This is a genomic window from Nitrosomonas sp. Is79A3 (assembly GCF_000219585.1).
Lineage (GTDB): Bacteria > Pseudomonadota > Gammaproteobacteria > Burkholderiales > Nitrosomonadaceae > Nitrosomonas.
In genome coordinates, this window is the sequence record NC_015731.1 from 3,146,264 (window position 1) to 3,164,395 (window position 18,132).

The 18,132-nt window shown below is 47.6% G+C and carries 15 protein-coding genes and 1 pseudogene; 2 read left to right on the forward strand and 14 right to left on the reverse strand.

Annotated features, from left to right (window positions below; all coding sequences use genetic code 11):
- Positions 1 to 161: 161 nt before the first annotated feature.
- From NIT79A3_RS14705 to NIT79A3_RS14765, 14 genes and pseudogenes are all read right to left on the reverse strand, one after another.
- Positions 162 to 1,361 (reverse strand): acetyl-CoA C-acyltransferase, encoded by a 1,200-nt coding sequence (locus NIT79A3_RS14705; protein WP_013966942.1) that lies wholly within the window; start codon positions 1,359 to 1,361, stop codon positions 162 to 164.
- Positions 1,362 to 1,419: 58 nt separating this feature from the next.
- A complete protein-coding gene (locus tag NIT79A3_RS14710) occupies positions 1,420 to 3,993 on the reverse strand; it encodes a 3-hydroxyacyl-CoA dehydrogenase/enoyl-CoA hydratase family protein (RefSeq protein WP_348225638.1) in 2,574 nt (857 codons plus the stop codon).
- A gap of 129 nt (positions 3,994 to 4,122) precedes the next feature.
- Positions 4,123 to 4,476 (reverse strand): Spx/MgsR family RNA polymerase-binding regulatory protein, encoded by a 354-nt coding sequence (locus NIT79A3_RS14715; protein ID WP_013966944.1) that lies wholly within the window; start codon positions 4,474 to 4,476, stop codon positions 4,123 to 4,125.
- Positions 4,477 to 4,517: 41 nt separating this feature from the next.
- The gene (locus NIT79A3_RS14720) at positions 4,518 to 4,856 is read right to left on the reverse strand and encodes a cupin domain-containing protein (RefSeq protein WP_013966945.1); all 339 of its coding nucleotides are present in this window, start codon (positions 4,854 to 4,856) and stop codon (positions 4,518 to 4,520) included.
- Positions 4,857 to 5,320: 464 nt separating this feature from the next.
- On the reverse strand, positions 5,321 to 5,641 hold the full coding sequence (locus NIT79A3_RS14725) for a hypothetical protein (RefSeq protein ID WP_013966946.1): 321 nt from the start codon (positions 5,639 to 5,641) through the stop codon (positions 5,321 to 5,323).
- A gap of 42 nt (positions 5,642 to 5,683) precedes the next feature.
- Positions 5,684 to 6,568 carry a hypothetical protein gene (locus NIT79A3_RS14730; RefSeq protein ID WP_013966947.1) on the reverse strand — a complete coding sequence of 295 codons (885 nt, stop codon included), beginning with the start codon at positions 6,566 to 6,568 and terminating at the stop codon, positions 5,684 to 5,686.
- A gap of 480 nt (positions 6,569 to 7,048) precedes the next feature.
- Positions 7,049 to 8,209 carry an alpha/beta fold hydrolase gene (locus tag NIT79A3_RS14735; RefSeq protein WP_348225639.1) on the reverse strand — a complete coding sequence of 387 codons (1,161 nt, stop codon included), beginning with the start codon at positions 8,207 to 8,209 and terminating at the stop codon, positions 7,049 to 7,051.
- Positions 8,210 to 8,518: 309 nt separating this feature from the next.
- The gene (locus NIT79A3_RS14740; RefSeq protein WP_013966949.1) at positions 8,519 to 8,866 is read right to left on the reverse strand and encodes a transcriptional regulator; all 348 of its coding nucleotides are present in this window, start codon (positions 8,864 to 8,866) and stop codon (positions 8,519 to 8,521) included.
- Positions 8,847 to 9,143, reverse strand: coding sequence for a DUF6516 family protein (locus tag NIT79A3_RS18420; RefSeq protein WP_013966950.1), 297 nt, complete (start codon positions 9,141 to 9,143; stop codon positions 8,847 to 8,849). The genes NIT79A3_RS14740 and NIT79A3_RS18420 overlap by 20 nt, the downstream gene beginning before the upstream one ends.
- 260 nt (positions 9,144 to 9,403) lie before the next feature.
- Positions 9,404 to 9,658 (reverse strand): acyl carrier protein, encoded by a 255-nt coding sequence (locus tag NIT79A3_RS14745; protein WP_013966951.1) that lies wholly within the window; start codon positions 9,656 to 9,658, stop codon positions 9,404 to 9,406.
- A 19-nt stretch (positions 9,659 to 9,677) separates the two neighbouring features.
- Positions 9,678 to 10,817, reverse strand: a pseudogene (locus tag NIT79A3_RS14750) (beta-ketoacyl-[acyl-carrier-protein] synthase family protein); the annotation flags it as partial.
- Positions 10,818 to 10,975: 158 nt separating this feature from the next.
- On the reverse strand, positions 10,976 to 11,938 hold the full coding sequence (locus tag NIT79A3_RS14755) for an IS5 family transposase (RefSeq protein WP_013964369.1): 963 nt from the start codon (positions 11,936 to 11,938) through the stop codon (positions 10,976 to 10,978).
- A 261-nt stretch (positions 11,939 to 12,199) separates the two neighbouring features.
- Positions 12,200 to 13,078 (reverse strand): hypothetical protein, encoded by an 879-nt coding sequence (locus NIT79A3_RS14760; RefSeq protein ID WP_013966952.1) that lies wholly within the window; start codon positions 13,076 to 13,078, stop codon positions 12,200 to 12,202.
- A 178-nt stretch (positions 13,079 to 13,256) separates the two neighbouring features.
- Positions 13,257 to 14,336: a PEP-CTERM sorting domain-containing protein gene (locus tag NIT79A3_RS14765; protein WP_013966953.1), complete on the reverse strand. Its 1,080-nt coding sequence runs from the start codon at positions 14,334 to 14,336 to the stop codon at positions 13,257 to 13,259.
- A 379-nt stretch (positions 14,337 to 14,715) separates the two neighbouring features.
- Here NIT79A3_RS14765 and NIT79A3_RS14770 point away from each other — a divergent pair, with 379 nt between their 5' ends.
- Together NIT79A3_RS14770 and NIT79A3_RS14775 are read left to right on the forward strand one after the other, a co-directional pair.
- Entirely contained in the window at positions 14,716 to 16,737 is a 2,022-nt protein-coding gene (locus NIT79A3_RS14770) for a TonB-dependent receptor (RefSeq protein ID WP_348225640.1), read from the forward strand.
- A 76-nt stretch (positions 16,738 to 16,813) separates the two neighbouring features.
- Positions 16,814 to 17,938 (forward strand): PQQ-dependent sugar dehydrogenase, encoded by a 1,125-nt coding sequence (locus tag NIT79A3_RS14775; protein WP_013966955.1) that lies wholly within the window; start codon positions 16,814 to 16,816, stop codon positions 17,936 to 17,938.
- Positions 17,939 to 18,132 lie beyond the last annotated feature (194 nt).

Consider the following 18,132-nt stretch of genomic DNA (forward strand, 5'->3'; position numbering starts at 1 on the left):
AATATTGATCTACGTGCTTAACAGGTCGTTGAAAAACGTTTTCGAGGCAGCCGATACAAGACAAAAACAGGCGAAAAAACGCAGTTTATGCTTAATAAATTAGCATATTGAGTCTGTTTTTAACACCGCAGCGGCAACGCAGACAGTTTTTCAAGAGCCTGTTAAAGGGACTCAAAAATGCCTGCTGCACCCATGCCGCTGCCAATGCACATGGTTACCATGCCATACTTTTGTTTATGACGACGCAGCCCATGTAGTAGCGTTGCCACACGAATGGAGCCGGTTGCGCCCAACGGGTGGCCCAGTGCAATCGCGCCACCCAAAGGATTCACTTTACTGCGATCCAATCCCAGATCATGAATCACAGCAAGGCTCTGCGCAGCAAATGCCTCGTTCAACTCAATCCAATCCAGATCATCCAGTTTGATACCGGTTTGCGCCAACACTTTGGGTATGGCTTTAATAGGTCCAACGCCCATAATCTCCGGCGGTACGCCCGCCACTGAAAACCCGACAAAACGCCCCAACGGGGAAAGATTAAAACGTTTCATCGCTGCTTCGCTCATCAACACCACAGCACCCGCACCATCGGACATCTGCGAGCTGTTCCCTGCGGTCACAGAGCCTTTGGCAGCAAAAACCGGCCGCAATTTAGCCAGCGCGACCAGACTCGTATCGGCGCGCGGGCCTTCGTCCGTATCTTTGACAGCAATCTCTTCATGCACTTGATGTGTGATCAGGTCAGGACGTTTCTCGTCTACCCGGTACGGTGCGATTTCCTGTTGAAATTCGCCCGTTTCAATGGCTTTTAAGGCACGCAGGTGGCTGGTCAAAGCAAACTCATCCTGATCTTCCCGCGACACTTTCCATTGTTCGGCGACTTTCTCGGCAGTCATACCCATGCCATAAGCAATCGCGACATTTTCCTCATGCTCGAACATGGCTGGATTCATGGAAACTTTGTTGCCCATCATCGGCACCATGCTCATGCTCTCCGTTCCTCCTGCGATCATCACGTCCGCTTCCCCTAGACGGATACGATCCGCTGCCAGCGCAACGGATTGCAGACCCGATGCACAGAAACGATTGACCGTCATACCGGCCACACTGTTTGGCAGACCCGCCAATAACAATGCCACGCGCGCGACATTGATGCCCTGCTCCGCCTCCGGCATGGCGCAACCGACGATCACATCGTCAATCGCTGCCGGATCCAATCCTTCGCATTGTTTCATTACAGCATGTAACACATGGACCAGCATGTCGTCGGGACGTACATTCTTGAACATGCCGCGCGGTGCTTTGCCAACCGGTGTCCGTGCAGCAGCTACGATATAGGCTTCTTGAGTTTGCTTAGTCATTGGTTTCTCCGTGGATCGTCGATCTTGGAATACGTTTAAAGTGAATCCTGTCGTAAATTTAGTTTCTTAATGGCTTACCGGTTTTCAGTGTATGTTCGATACGCGCCTGGGTTTTTTCGGTTGCCAGCAATTCCATGAAGGCTGCGCGTTCCAGTTCCAGGAACCAGTCTTCATCCACTAGGCTACCCGGTGTCAAATCGCCACCGCACATCACATGCGCCACCTTACTAGCAATCAGATTATCATGCTCGGAGATAAATCCACCTTCGCGCAGGTTAACAAGCTGACTTTGGATCGTCGCAATCCCGGTATTACCTGCCACCGGAATTTCCCGGGCTCGCAATGGCGGGCGATAGCCTGCTTCGGCTAACGCCAGCGCCTGCGCTTTGGCGACATGCAGCAACTCAAAACGATGCATCACCACGATATCAGCAAGGCGCAGATACCCCAGTTCTTTCGCCTGTTCGGCGCTTTTCGCCAGTTCCGCCATTGCTACCGTCTGGAAATAATATTTCAATTGCGGGAAAGGATCACCATCTTTGGCAGCTTGCGCAGCTCTCATGGCAAATTCTTTACACCCGCCTCCAGCCGGCAACAATCCAACGCCCACTTCCACCAAACCGATATAAGTTTCCAGCGTAGCCACGGCACGATCACAGTGCATCACAAATTCACAGCCCCCGCCCAATGCCAACCCATCCACAGCAGCAACAGTTGGAATCATCGAATAGCGCAGTGCTTGCGAAGTTTGCTGAAACAATTTGATCATTCCATCAACTTCAGCCAGCTTCTTGGCCATTAGCACATCGGCGAGATCCAGCTCACGCGCCACCTGAAGCACGGTCGCCTGGGTCGATTTCCTTAATTTCTTTAAGAATGACTGAAAAGCGGTGGGCGGCTGATGTGGAGCAGGTGGCGCACTGCCATGCTGCATATCCGGTTTAGGCCGCTCAGTGGCTTTCTGTAAATTAGCACCGGCCGAGAATGGTGGCTCTGTTTGCCAAATCACCAATGCGCGCCAATTTTGCTCGGCTTCTTTGATCGCCTGTTGCACACCTTCCAGCACATCCACGCCGATCGTATGCATTTTGCTCTTGAAGCTGAGAATGGCGATTTGATCGCCGGTATGCCATAACCTGACCGCATCGGTTTCAAAGATGGTTTCGCCGTAAACTGCTTCCTCGCCGATTAATCGATCCGGAAAAAGCTGGCGTTGATACACCGGCAGTTTTGAACGCAGTTGTATTTTTCCGGATGCCGGGGCAAAAGAGCCTTGCGCCGTGTGCACACTTTGCGTAGCGCTTTCTGCAATCGTTATCACCCATTGCGGTAATGGCGCTTGACTCATGCTTTTACCGGCCGCAATATCCTCTTGAATCCAGTTGGCAATCTGTTTCCAACCGGCCGCCTGCCAAATTTCAAATGGCCCCTGATTCCAGCCAAATCCCCAGCGCACCGCCAGATCCAAATCACGCGCATTATCGGCAATCGTTTCCAGTTGCACGGCGCAATAATGAAACAAATCACGAAAAATTGACCACAAAAACTGCGCTTGCGGCTGCTGACTATTGTGTAATGCAGCAAACTTTTCCGCCGGGCTGCTATATTTCAGCAAACGTTTCAGATCCTCATCCACTTCCGCAGCCGATAAACGGTATGTTTGTGCCACCCGATCAAGCACATGGATTTCATTTTTTATTTTTTGATACACGCCGCGTTTAACTTTCTCTCCCAACGCACCAATCTCAATCAATCCTTGCAGCCAATCCGGCACGGCAAAATAAGGATGCCAAGGATCTTCCGGTAAAGTATCGCGCATCGTATTGATGACATGCGCCAAGGTATCCAGGCCCACGACATCCGCGGTACGGAATGTAGCGCTTTTGGGGCGGCCGATCAGCGAGCCGGTCAACGCGTCGACCAAATCAAAACCAAAATTAAAAGCCCGGCCATGATGCATCGTCGCCAGTAAAGAGAACACGCCGATGCGATTAGCAACAAAATTCGGCGTATCCTTGGCACGAATCACGCCCTTGCCCAGATAAGTCACTAAAAATTCTTCCAGGTGATCGAGCATATCCGCATCACTGGTTTTGCACGGAATCAATTCCACCAGATGCATGTAGCGTGGCGGATTGAAAAAATGGATCCCGCAGAAGCGGTGACGCAATGCTTCCGGGAAAGCCTCGGCTAATTGGTTGATTGATAGCCCGGAGGTATTACTCGCAAAAATGGTCTGTTCGCCCAGATATGGAGCAACTTTGGTGTATAAATCCCGCTTCCAGTCCATGCGCTCGGCAATCGCTTCGATCACCAGATCGCAATCCTTGAGCAATTCAAGATGCTGATCATAATTCGCAGGCTGAATACTGGTTGCTTTGGCTTTAACCGATAGCGGCGCAGGTTCCTGTTTTTTGAGTTTCTCCACCGCCTTAATCACATTGGCGTTGGGATTATCCGCGTCACCCGGTAACTCAAATAGTAACGTTTCGATGTTAGCATTCACCAGATGCGCCGCAATCTGCGCTCCCATCACACCAGCCCCCAGTACCGCCGCCTTGCGCACTAAAAAACTTTTATCAGCCAATTTTGCCTCCTGCTTGATCCGGTTATGGAATAAAACCTTGTTCATGCCGCCTATGGCCGAAAGAGTACAAGCATGAGCCCTAAAGCGCAAGCTTGTATGATTACAAGATTATGAATAGTGCTTGAAGCGCCTCACGTTGTCAGTACCCTGCAGGTAGGAGGGCAGCTATAGCCATCAACCCCAGACTGTTGCAAATTGTTCTGCATTGAAACCCACCGTCGCGCGTTTTCCGTCGATAATCAACGGTCTTTTGATCAGGCGGCCGTTGCTCGCCAGCAAAGCCAGAATCTCCCGGCTGGATAACACGGGTAATTTTTTCTTAATTTCTAATTCGCGGTATTGCACGCCGCTGGTATTGAAGAGTTTGTTCAGCGGAACATTGGCGCACTCGACAATGGCAGCAAGTTCCACCCCGGTTGGCGGATTTTCTGTGATATCAATAAATTCGTAAGCAATCTCAGCTTGTTGCAAATATTGCTCCGCCTTGCGGCAAGTACCGCATTGTTTATAACCATACAATTTGAGCATGTGTCGTGATCTTAGTATTCAAAAAATGGAGGATAGAATTTTCATTCACCACCTTTGGGGCCCCAGAACACGACCCAGGTAGAAAAATCCGGTGAGAAATTCTCGAAACGATGTTCGACGTGGGCCGCCACGAAAAATACCATACCCGGCTCAAATTTGTGCCGCTCACCGGCAACAACAAATTCGCCATGACCGGAATGGATAAAATACAGCTCATCCTGATCGTGCGGCGTTTGTATATCGGTACCCTTGGGTACATATAACTCGACCGACATGGAACCATGCGCAAACGCCTGAGCAAACGGCTCACCCATCGGCCATTCCACACTCGCTTTGCCGGGTATGCGTTGCATCAGATCAAATAATGTTGCTTTCATCATTACTATCATCCCGTATTCTATTTAAAACTACTCTTTTTGATATTGACCATATATAAGTGAACTCGATAGGTGGCACCAACAATCACCGCACTTCCACAGTGCTAAACAAAGCACGCGCAAAAAATGATGATGAAGAATATATCCGATATGATATGCAAGGAAGTATTTTCTGCGAGTAACGAAGCTTAGTAACGAGATGCGATAAACAGATAATCCACAAAGAATATGTTCGAAAATTTGAATTTTTGGGAATACTTTTAACCTTGCATTACCGGAATTATATTCCGGATATACAAACATCCCTGCAAGGAACGTTTTCCTTTGACAAAGAACACCGATATAATGGGTTTTAAAAATTTTCTGAATAAACCGATAAAGAGCAAGTATAGACAGCAGTATAATTATGTTGCACCGAATGTTTTCATTCGGTGCAACATGGATTACACTCCCCCGAGCTACCGATCTTAAGGTTTTGCTGCCTTTAATAATTTCTCTAATATATCCAATTCCTTAGAAAGGTTATTTATAGTTTCAGCAACTTTTGCCAAATCTTGAATTGCTACAAGAATTTTAGCATTTACCTGCTCGACACTTTCACGAGCTTCGGCATACTCTTGAGTAGCTGCGGCAACGTTTGCATCAACTAATTCACGTATTATATTCAATACTTCTTGAAGTTTCTCTCTGAGCTGCTCTTTTCTGCCAATATCAGGTTCCTTAATAATAAGTATTTCAAGCAAATGAGATAGTTGTTGTAATTCTGCACCTAAAGATGTGTTGGACATTGAGACTCTCCTGTTAATATTGTTAAACTACTCAGTGAATTATTATTTGCTACTTAAGGCATTGATGGCGGATCTTAAATTGTTCATTTCTTGCCCTACGGCTTTGATATCATCAATCGAAAGGTTGTTACTCTCGATTGCTTGTTTCAATTGCACGTTAGCGGCTTTCAATTTTGTCAGCGTTGCGATAGCTGTTTTAGATATATGATTTAAATGTTCTCTTTCTACAAAAGCCTGCTTAAATCCATTAATCGCGATGAGGCGATCCGTATAGCTTGTGCTTTTTGCCAATGCGATGTCGGCATCGGCTCTAAGATTCGAAATCGTCGCATCAAATCCCTGAGCATTATGAAGCCCTACTTTATCAAAATCCTCTATAAGCAAATCACATAACTTGTCTATATCCGGTCCAGCATTCTTTACTATGCTCTTAACAGCTTCAGCTTTCTTGGCTTCCACCCAAAATGAACCGATAGCGTGTACTAACTGACCAAGTCCTTCATATTGGGCGTCACTCAGCTTCTTTCCGCTCACGGATTTAAAACTATTCACAAAATTATTCGATGCTTGTTTTAACTCAGCTTCTTGAGTTTCAGTGACCAGAGACAATAGCAGTTTTCCATAACTCGATAATGCTTGAGCCGACTTGACACGCTCGATAACAGATTCTGGCTTTAGTGCTTCATCAAGATTTGGTTCATTTTTATCGTTAAGCAACTTTGCTTTTCCATGAATCGCTATGCTAGTAACGTTCATATCAATAGTCGCAGCTCGAAAATGATTAAATTCTGTCGCAGCAAAATCTCCAATGTCCGCAGATGCTTGTGCGAAACGACTTGCTGCCTCTTTCTGCGTCGAGGTTAGCGCACAGCCCGATAAAAATACTATCATCATTGCGGATGAGAAAATCCAAAGTAGTTTTTTCATACTGCTCTCCAAATTGTTGTTTGTTGTTATCGGAACCCTAATTAGAGCTTACTCAAAAAGTATACTTAACTAAAAATCAGCGCGTTGTGAGTATTGTCACAAAAATGAAACGTTAGTGGTTAGTGTAAGGCTGGACAGGTTATTGCGTTCTAGCAGGCTTCTGAAAAATCTATATTCGGGGCAGCCGATACCAAGAAAAAGGCTATGTAGCAGTTAATTGTTGAATTTTCCAATTCACTGTTGATAAATGATTTTTTGATAGCGATGAAGAAATATAACTAATTGATTAAAAATAAATAATGTAATTTTTCAAGTCAATTTCAACAATCAATTGTGACATAGCCAAGAAAAATTAGGTGAGAAAGGGCAATCTCTACATGATTTTGCATTTTAAGCCAGTTTTAACACTACAGCGGCAGCGCAAATAGTTTTTTCAGCCGCTTAAATTTTTCATGGCCAGAAATCGCTGATCAGAACCTATCATTCCAGAGTACTCAACCGGAAATCCATCCATTTTTCAATCTTCATCAGAAGCTCAGTGCGCGCAGGTTCTTTTAAAAACAGATGCTGGTGATAATGAAGATTGGGCAGCGCCAAGACTTCGTTATCGGAATGATTCTTCAATGTAGCACGAGAGAAATCCTCATTGCCCCAAGCTGGTGTAATCGGATCATGCTCCGAATAAACCAAATAATAAGGTATTTTGAATTGATCCATTTTACGGCGAAAGCGCACAACCTCTTCTTCAATACCTTTCACGTAGCGCAACAGGCTGCGGCGGACGATCCAATTATCGGCGCGTAAGCGCGCTTTCTCTGCTTCACTATCAGTCAGATAATCCGTCACCCACTCCGGTGAAACCGGTGTCATGAAACTTCGCAGACCCGGCCAGGAAAACACTTCGAACATGCCATCTAATAGGGGCACCGTTATCAATGAGAACAATTGATTGAATAGTAACAGTGGCAAAGGCTCATTCTGCGGATGCATAAAATGCGTTTCAGCATGAAAAGACAGCTTGATCAATGGATTTGCCACCCAGCCACGCCAACCGGGTGGTTCGCTGACAGCAAAAGCCGGTGCCAAAAAAACAATACCCTGCACGCGCTTGGCCGGATCATCTTCTTTCTGGGATTGCATCAGATAAGAAGCAGCAACCAGAGCACCCAGGCTGTGCGCAACAATAAACACAGGCCGTTTCGAATCACTCTGTGCATCACAAAGCGCAATCGTCTGCCTGAGTGCCAGATCCAGAGTCCTGCGCAGCGGCTCCAGATCATGCAACAATGATTGCGCCAGAAAAGCGTCGCTAACCTCCTGTCTGCCTGCACCCGCCGCAAGTGCTTGATCCGCCTGTTGCAATACCGGATTGGACAGGCCGTGCGCGTAAAAATCGAACCCTGTAACTAAAAACTGCCGGGAAAAATAACGCGCCACTTCGCTATAACGCCCGATATGTTCATTCATGCCGTGAACCAGCAATACACAGGCTGGCGCTTTAGCGGATTCTGACGGAACAAGGGTCCGCAGGATTAGTGGCACATTACCACCAGGTTGGCAAAAACTGCTTTCATCCCCCCAGCGAGGATAGGATTCAGTAACAAACTTCTGATGTACACAACCTGATAACGTCATTAGCATCAAAAACATGCTTATCAGAATTGTCACCCTACCAAATAAATAAGCCCCATTTCGCGGCGCGTATCGCCTACGTGGCCCGGCCGGTAACTGCTCATTAAAAAGAATTTTAGACGGGAAAGCCAGAATCATCATTAAGGTGCAAATTGACATGTTCCATGATTAACCAGCTTCCGGGTTTGCTTCAAGCTCGGCTATTAGCCGCAGGTGAAATTTCCACAGATTTGAGTGCCACCGCAAAACTATCGTTGATCAATTCAACGAGATGAATTTTAGTTAAACGCATTGTTTGGCTGCTTCCCTGCGCCAAAACTAAGCTGCCCGCAATAGGAATTCAACCTTCACAGCCTCATAAGGAAACTCGATCGCACCCTCTTTAGTACGATCAAGTAGACCCGCTTCGAGAAGCGCGACGACATCTCCGTGCACACCTTTAACGTCACGATCTACACGCCGCGCAGCCTCTCGAATTGAGATTGGGCCCGCACCGCAAAGCGCTTTTAGAAGCTCCCACCGCTTTGCGGTCAACACTTTCCACAGCAATTCTGGTGATGCAAAACTGATTCGATCCGATTTTTGTTGCTTATTCGAATTCCAGGCTTGGGCAAAGTCAGCCATCGCTTCCTTTGGATCTCGAACGTCAAGAATCACTGTTTTCATAGTTCCACCTCTCGATATCATATTGAAAATCTGCCAATAACTTTTCTGGGGTGGAAAACGTGTACTCGGTTTCCTTCTCGCCCCAATGCCGATGATCGCCTTTCCCTGCCTCGTTGTCATACCGAAGAACACATTCCCCATTAACCACATAGGCAAGACGGTACTTAAAAGTATGTTCAGATTCTGCCAACGGCTGGGTAAGCCGCCAAAGCACGAGTTCGGCGAATTTGTTCTCAGCCAATACTATGCGTTGTCGAAGTAGTTCGGTAGATTTCATGTTGTAAGGTATACCAACACATGACACTGTTGTCAATTACCCCAACACCAGTATACTACACCCAATCAAGCATCTGATTGTGGTTACGAGAAAATTGAAAGTAATAATAAGCAAAGCGCGTTGTACTGAATTTTTTTGAGTAACCAGTCGCTTTCCCTGCGAACTTCATTCGGCGCAATATTGATTGCGCCCTACTGAGCTCTTCGAACTGATTCATGCGTAATATGAATTACAACAAATTCTCGAAACGCCAAGATATTTCACGACGATCCCGCCGGCGGATGCTTACTGATATAATCAATAATATCCCCCACACTGCTGAGACCTTTGACTTCTTCGCCGTCAAAACTAACACCAAAAGTATCTTCCGCGTCAAACAGTAGCTGGATGGTATCCATCGAGTCGAGTCCGAGTTCACCAAATTTTGATGCGGTGGTAATCGTAGAAACGTCGATGTTTTCAACTTTTGAGGCAATAAATGCGATGACTTTCGCTTCGAGGTCTGCTGTATCCATACTTTGATTGGTACCTGTGTTAAAGAGTTGTAAAGACGATGCTGGCGTTGTTGCCGCCGAATCCGAAGGCATTGCATAGGCCGGTTTGCGATTTTGTCTCGACAGCATGATTGGGAGTGTAGTTGAGATCACACTCCGAGTCGGCTTCATCGAGATTGATGGTTGGATGTATTGTGCCGGTATGCAACGCCATGATGGTTGCAATGCTGCCAATCGCAACCGATGCGCCGATGGTATGCCCGATCATCGATTTGGTGGCACTGATGGCGATTTCTTGCGCGCGTTCTCCGAAAAGCTGCTTAATCGCTTTGGTTTCTACGACGTCACCCAGTGGTGTGGATGTCGCGTGTGCGTTGATGTAATCCACACTCTTCGGCTGCATGCCAGCATCCTGCAGAGCGGCCTGCATGGCCGCCACTTGCCCATCCCTATCCGGCATCACGATATGCGCTGCGTCGCAGGCGCAACCGTAGCCAGCGAGCCGGGCATAGATTTTGGCTCCCCGCCGTTGCGCTTCTTCCTCTTTTTCCAAAATGAGTATGCCCGCGCCTTCTCCCATGACAAATCCATCTCGGTTTTTGGCAAAAGGCCGTGACGCACGCGCCGGATCGTTATTAAAACCGGTGGATAGCGCATACAACGCTTCAAAGCCCGACATGGTCAATGGCAACACACATGCTTCCGCGCCGCCTGCAACGACAACATCCGCTTTTCCTGTGCGCAACAGATCAAGCCCCATGCCGATTGCATTCGCACCCGAGGAACACGCCGTGCTGCACATCAAATTCACACCTTTCAGTCCGTATTGAGTGGCTATCCAGGCGGCGGCGGAGTTTGCCATGATGCGGGGAACGGTAAAGGGCGGCATGGATTTTTTCTGAAGCTTACGCGCGGCAGAGGATTCAAACGTTGAAAATCCGCCCATTCCTGATCCCAAGCTAACGGCTAGGCGTCTTGGTGCATAGGATTCAAGGCTACCGGCATCTTCCAGCGCCAGATTGGCGGCGACTAGCGCCAGTTGCGTGAATCGATCGGTCTGTTCCACCTGCTTAGCCGACAGAAAAGTGCTCGGATCGAATCCTTTTACTTCTCCCGCAATCCGGGAATGCTGACTGGATGCATCAAAACATTGAATGGCACTTATTCCACTCGTACCGTTAAGGAAGCTCTGATTAAGTTATTTATTCCAGTTTTGTCGACAAAGCTATCGGTAAAGTAGCTAATATAGGCATTATTGTGCGATTAATAACTGTAATTTTTAGCAGATTGCATACTATTCTGTCCCCTGATGCTGATTTTCAGGGATATTGGACGGAATTATCCCGTGGTTGGCATCCACACCTTACGGACATGGTAAAGATTAGCCAAGGCAAACAACAGATAAAGCTGTTGTGCATTCTTGAACAATCCTCGGTAACGGACTTTGGTATAACCAAATTGTCTTTTGACAATACGAAACGGATGTTCAACCTTTGCGCGTAGTGAAGCTAGCATACGATTGAGCACGGCATGTTCTGCTGGCAATTCCTCACCGCGCTTGCGTTTGAATGGCATACCCCAGACCGGCTCTTCCGGCTGTCGTTGCGCTTCCAGATTGCGATCATTACGAGTATAAGCCCGATCACCCAATACAATTGCCTCTTCGCCATGTACCAGCGCATCAATCATGTTGCCATCGGCCACTTTGGCCGTGGTAATTTCCAGGCTATGCACCAGGCCGGAATCGGCATCTACGCCTATGTGTGCTTTTAATCCAAAGTAATAGTTGTTGCCTTTCTTAGTCGAACTCATCTCGCCATCACGTTTGCGTTGCCGGTTCTTGGTCGATGGCGCAGCCGCTATCAGCGTGGCGTCAACTATCGTGCCCTGACGCAGCAATAATCCCTGTTGCGCTAACCGCCCAGTTGTTTCAGCAAACAGGCTTTGTGCCAAGTGATGCTTCTCCAGCAGGTGGCGAAACTTGAGGATCGTCGTCTCATCAGGCATAACATCTTCTCCCGCATCTAGTCCTGCAAATTCACGTAGCATCGGCACATCATGTAACGCTTCTTCCATTGCCGGATCTGAATAACCAAACCATTGCTGCATCATATGAATCCGCAGCATCGCTTCCAACGCAAATGGCTTGCGTCCCAAACCTGCTACCGGATAGTGCGGCGCGATCCGATTCGTCCAGTCTACCCATGGAACCACTTGCTCCATTTCTTCGAGAAACTTTTGCCGGCGAGTTACTTTTGGTTTCTTGATAAATAATGGAATCGACAATACTAATTGTTTCATCAATGCATTCCCTTGCAGTGGTTACAATCTACCGCGTATTTTACAAGTTTTTGGGACTTAATCAGAGTTTCCTTAACAGCCGCATTCCAGAATTGGTCAGTGCCGGTGCCGATCGGTGAAACAATCCCCATTCCAGTAACAACTACGCGCATACAAGATTGAACAGAGGGTTTTAAGGCAGGGTATCAAAAAATAAGATTGCATTACTATTTCAATAAATATACTTAAAGCCGAATGGGCTGTCAAACACGCGAATCCAGTTCAATATTTGGAGATCGTTGATCCATCCGTTAACCGGCCACTCGGCTGCTGGCAATGTATTTCTCGTCCCAATAACGTCTTATAAGCAAATTTCGGACGTTGTTGCCAGGTTAGCAGCCATTCTTTTTTGTCCGGATGAAAGTTTTGATTCGCCCCCTCGACAAGCTCAGGGCGAACAACAAGATGCGGATTCCGCTCACAGTGAGCCTGTCGAACCATGGACGGCGCCTGATCCGGAGATTCATCAACACCACCTTGCCTATCACTGCGCAATGGAAACTGCTCCAAAATATCCCGATAAAACGCTCGCCGTTTCCAGTAATGCACATGAATGCCATCCGGCCCAAACCAGACGGGTTCCTGTTCATACAACGTAAAATTCCGGCAAGATGCTAGTTCAATCAATCCTTGATACACGGCTCGAACCCGGCTCACGGTTTCACTTCGGGGCAATCGGCAGAACGGATAAAAAATATTGCGATAGAACGTATAACGCCGCTCGGACAGATCCTCAATTGAAGCCATCGGCAGATTAGTCACAATAATCTGTGCAGACTGTCTCTGCAACTGTTCAATGCACCATTCCACTTGCTGCAAAATCTGCTCCGGCGCCGATCCGTACAAAATATCGTTGCCGATATCCGTCATCAACGCATAGGTCGGAAGCACTCCGATCGAATTCAGTTGCGGCCACAATCCGCTGTTGACAATCCCTGGCAACCCGCGCGACAGCATTTGACTGAATACGCCATACGCTCGACCATGCCCGACAGCAGCCAGAATCTCACATGGCCCGCCCAATTTCTGCTGCAGCAAGTGTATAACGAGACGTAACGATAAAGTAAGGTTGCTAGCACCGAGCAGAATTATCTGATTCATGAAACTGTTTGCCAGATTCTATAACCACATAGATGAGTTGCCTTCATTGAAGCATGAGTTCATGGAATCTTTAAGCTGAAAGATGTGGTGGCAGTACTAGATGTAAAAACAGATCAACACAGAATTAGACCTTTCTCCAATACAGCCACACCTTTCTTTGTTAATGAACAGAATTTTCTCAAATGTTGGGCGAATATTTTCTTACACCAGCCAATAGCAACACTCCTGTGAGTAACATTAAGTAGGTTGATGGTTCAGGTACAGGAGCTGCAACCAAATTGACGGCTCCATTCTGTGCACCTAAGTAATGCCCAACATCATTTGGACCTGGATTAGTATCGCCAAAACCTACATCAAATAGCGCCTCGTGCGTTTCCGGATCATAATTTCCGCTAAATTCATAAAACTCATAACGCCGAATGATCGATTCCGCATTTGCACCGACCGGACTTTCATTTTCGAGGATACCGGATAATGGATTGCCAATTTCCTTTTGCAGCAATTGCCATTCAATTTCTGTCTCTGCCTGTTCAATGACAGGACTACCACCAACCAGATCTTCTAATTCCACCGGGCCTTCCAATTCTGTGGTGAATACTTCAACCCAAATAGCATCACCAAATTCCTGACCAGGTCCTGGTTCAGGTGCTTCCACTTTTGCGATGACTTGTGGTGGCTGATCTGGAATAGGAGAAGGAATTACTTGCCAGCTTGGTGTTGGAAGGATAACAATTCCATTAGTTAACACACCCGGTGTGCCGGTTTCCACAAGCCAGCTATAGGTAGTATGAGTTGGCTCTTTAGAGGTTCCTACACCAAAGTGATCACAGGGCGTGTCTGCACCATAACCCAATCCGCCACCTGACCAACAGTTATCGCCTGGTGTAATGAATGTCCCGCTTGGCGTTCCATAATCCCAATTTGTGCCATCAAAAATTCCCTCATAGGTTATTTTCGTGCCAAATGTAGAGCCAGTTGTATATTCCGTTATGGTTGGGGAACCGTAACGTTCAACGCTTGTACTTGGATCAAACCCGCGACCTGTTGGAAACCCTCTTCCGGGTCCACCGAATACATCAGTTACTTCATAACTATGGATACCTTCCAGGTCAATTTCAAAACCATGCGCCGTTTTCCCCGTATCATTAATGACATCAAAATTACCCAATGTCCCTATTACTGAGGCCGATGCAATGCTTGTAGTAACCACAGAAGAAAAAGCAATGCTTAAAAAAATACTCGTTCTGCAAAAAATCATTTCCCCCCCTCCCTTTAATAATTAAAAAACTATAACACCCATTAGGAGCCGCTAAAGTTTTAAACAATACTAAATTGTTTTTAGAAAATCCTACATTACCAAAAGCTATAATTTTTATCATATCAAAAATTATTAAATATGAATGTTGATTCAGATCAAGTTTTTTAATGTGTGTGAAGAGAAACGCAGTAATGACTGGAATGGTAAGCTTACTCACATTTATCATTACTACTCGAAAAACAGAATCCATCTTACGATTCCAGAATATCACTATAAGATAATGTTTTATAAAGTAATATTATTAATAAGAAATCCCTCAGATCATTCTCATCGGCTCTTGTTTCTGATTAATTTCCTATTTATTCTGCCGGGTATATTTTTGACATCAATACCCATACAAGCCCAGGCACCTAAGTCATCCCCCGCCATCCTAGATTCCATCAACATCACCGCAACCCGCAGTGAACGCTCACCGGCGCAAATTCCAAACAGCATCACGCAAATCACGCGCACTCCGCAGCATAATTACCAGCCCGGTGCGACATTGGATGAATTTGCACGCAGCACGCCGGGAGTTTTCTTTCAGAATCAGTTCAATTTCACACAGGATTTGCGCATTGCGATTCGCGGGTTTGGCGCGCGGTCTCCGTTCGGCGTGCGCGGCATTCAGATGCGCGTGGATGGCATTCCGGCCACATTGCCGGACGGGCAGACACAATTGGATTCAATCGATCCGTCATTGATCGAGCGCATGGATATTGTGCGCGGGCCTTCGGCGGCGTTGTACGGCAATGCATCGGGCGGCATGATCGATATCACCACGCGCGAGGCGCCGCCGGAGAAATTCGTTATCATGCCGCGCCAGGTGTTTGGTCAGTACGGTTACCTGAAATCGGAATTGTTCATGGGCGGACGGCAAGGGAATTTTGGTTACAGTTTGCACGGTTCACACTTACAGCAGGACGGCTGGCGCGATCACAGTGCGATGCAAAATACATTTTCACAAGCCAAACTAAACTTCAAAACGAGCGACGATTCGGACTTGATGCTGGTATTCCGCGAATTTTATTCGCCACTGTCCAAAGATCCTGGGGCTTTGACCAGTGCGGAGGTGCAAGCCAATCCCCGGCAAGCCTCCGCACGCAATGTGCAGTACAACGCCGGTGAGGAAATCCGGCAGGAGGAAATGGGAGCGCGTTTCCGTCACAGGCCGTCTGCTGGCAAAGAATTCAGCGTAACCACACACCTGCTGCATCGTGATTTTCAAAGCCGTCAGGCGTTTTTTGACGGCGGGCAGGTGCAGTTTGATCGCTGGGTTGGCGGACTGATGATGCAGTTTGTCAACGATCATATCTTATTCAACCGGCCCAACCGTTTTCTGGCGGGAGTGGATTACGGCATACAAAACGATGACCGCCAGCGTTTCAATAACAATTTCGGTGTGCGCAGTGTGTTGAACTTGAGTCAAATCGAGCGTGTACAAAGCACCGGGCCATTTTTCCGCAATGAATGGAATATGCGAGACAAGCTCGATCTGGTCATCGGCGGCCGGTGGGATTGGTTGAACTATCAAGTCAAAGACCAATTTAAAACCGACGGCAATCAATCCGGTTCACGCACAGTATCGCAGGCCAGCGGCTCGGCCGGTCTGGTATATCACCTGACCAATCAGCAGCAGATTTATACGCATGTTGCTTCTGTGTTTGAAGCACCGACCACCACCGAACTACTTAACAATCCGGCAGGAAGAGGCGGATTCAACCCCAATCTGAATGCGCAAACCTCGCTTAGCAACGAACTGGGTTTTCGCGGCAACACGGCTGGATTCCAATACGATACGGCAGTATTTTTCATCCGCACCTGGGATGAAATCACGCCGTTCGAATTGCCCTCCTCGCCAGGCCGGGCGTTTTTCCGCAATGCCGGACAATCGCGCCGGATAGGCGTGGAAACACGTTTGGCCACACCGGAATGGAAAGGACTGCGCGGTGAAGTCAGCTATACCTATTCAAACTTCGAATTTGAGAAATATGTGGTCAACGATGTCAGTCTGAAAGGCAATATTTTTCCCGGCATTCCCTCCCATCGCTGGGAAGGATTAGTGCGCTATTCGCACCCGTTAGGTTTCTTCGGGCAAATTCACGTGCATCGTGTCGGCGAGTTTTACGTCAATGACGTCAATACCGCAACCAATCCGGCTTATAACCTCGGGCAGTTATTGGCAGGCTGGGAATTGAAGCGCAATGGAATCGAAGGTTCTGTGTTTTTTGGTATCAACAACCTGTTCGACGCGCAATACAATGCCAACACCCGCATCAATGCCGCGCTCGGACGTTATTATGAGCCCGGCCCGCCGCTCAATGTATTTGGCGGCGTGCGTGTCCGCATTGTGGCGTTTTGATACCGCAAGTATTGAGGCCTTCCTGTAAGGGATGGTACATTTGCAAATCCGAGCAATACACCATCAGGCAATAAAAATGATATTAAAACTTAAAAGCGTTATCGCACTGATTACCTTACTCATCGGCAGCAGCCTTTTCTTTTCATCCGCTGCACAAGCGCAACGCATCCAGACCGAATTCAATGTGCGCTTAGTTGCTGAGGGATTGAAATTTCCCTGGGGCATGGCATTTATGCCGGATGGCAATGTGCTGGTCACGGAAAAAATTGGCCAATTGCGCATTATCACGCCGGATGGGCGCGTGTCAGAGCCTGTTAAAGGTGTGCCCGCTGTTTTTTTCCAGCAGCAGGGCGGCTTGCTGGATGTTGCGTTGGATCCGGAGTTTTTAAAAAACCGTCTAATTTATTTGTCTTATGCTGAACCGGAAGGATCAAAAGCCGGTACTGCGGTTGCCAGAGCGGAACTGAAGGACGGTGCGCTGGAAAACCTGCAAGTGATTTTCCGCCAATTGCCAAAAACGGAAGGACCAGTGCATTTTGGATCACGCTTAGCATTTGCGCCTGATGGCAATCTTTTCATCACCTTGGGCGACCGCGGCGATTACATGGAAGAAGCGCAGAATTTGAGCAACCATATCGGCAAAATAATCCGTATCCGTCCCGATGGCTCGGTGCCCGCCGATAATCCATTCGTCAATAATCCGCAAGCCAAACCGGAAATCTGGTCGTACGGCCACCGCAGTGTGCAGGGCGCTGCGATTCATCCCCAAACGGGCGCGTTGTGGATTCATGAACACGGCCCCAAGGGGGGCGATGAGATCAATATTCCGCAGCCCGGCAAAAATTACGGCTGGCCCAAGGCTAATTACGGCACACATTACAATGGTGTGCCGATAAAAAACGAGCATGCCGAACAGGGCTTTGAAGAACCGATTCACTACTGGACGCCCTCGATCGCACCTTCCGGCATGGTGTTCTACACCGGCAAACTGTTTCCGGGGTGGCGTGGCAGCCTGTTTGCCGGTACCTTGGCGGGCCGGCAACTCGTGCGATTAACGATTGACGATAAGAAAATTCTCAGCGAAGAGCGATTATTAACCAATACGCTGCGTTTCCGCGATGTGGAACAAGGCCCGGACGGCGCGTTATATTTATTGACGGACGAAGAAAACGGCAAGCTGTTGAAGCTGACACCAAAGTAAAGGCTCAATACCGCGCAAACTAGGAGGCTGTCCAAGAATAGTGATCGTAGCGAGGGAAAGCTATTTTGAGACAGATTTTTCGATTATTTGAGGCGAATAGTTATTCTATTTAACGAGAATAATCGGGAAATATGACCAAAATAGCTTTTCTGCAGTAGATCGCTCTATTCTCGGACAGCCTCCTAGGCTAGAAT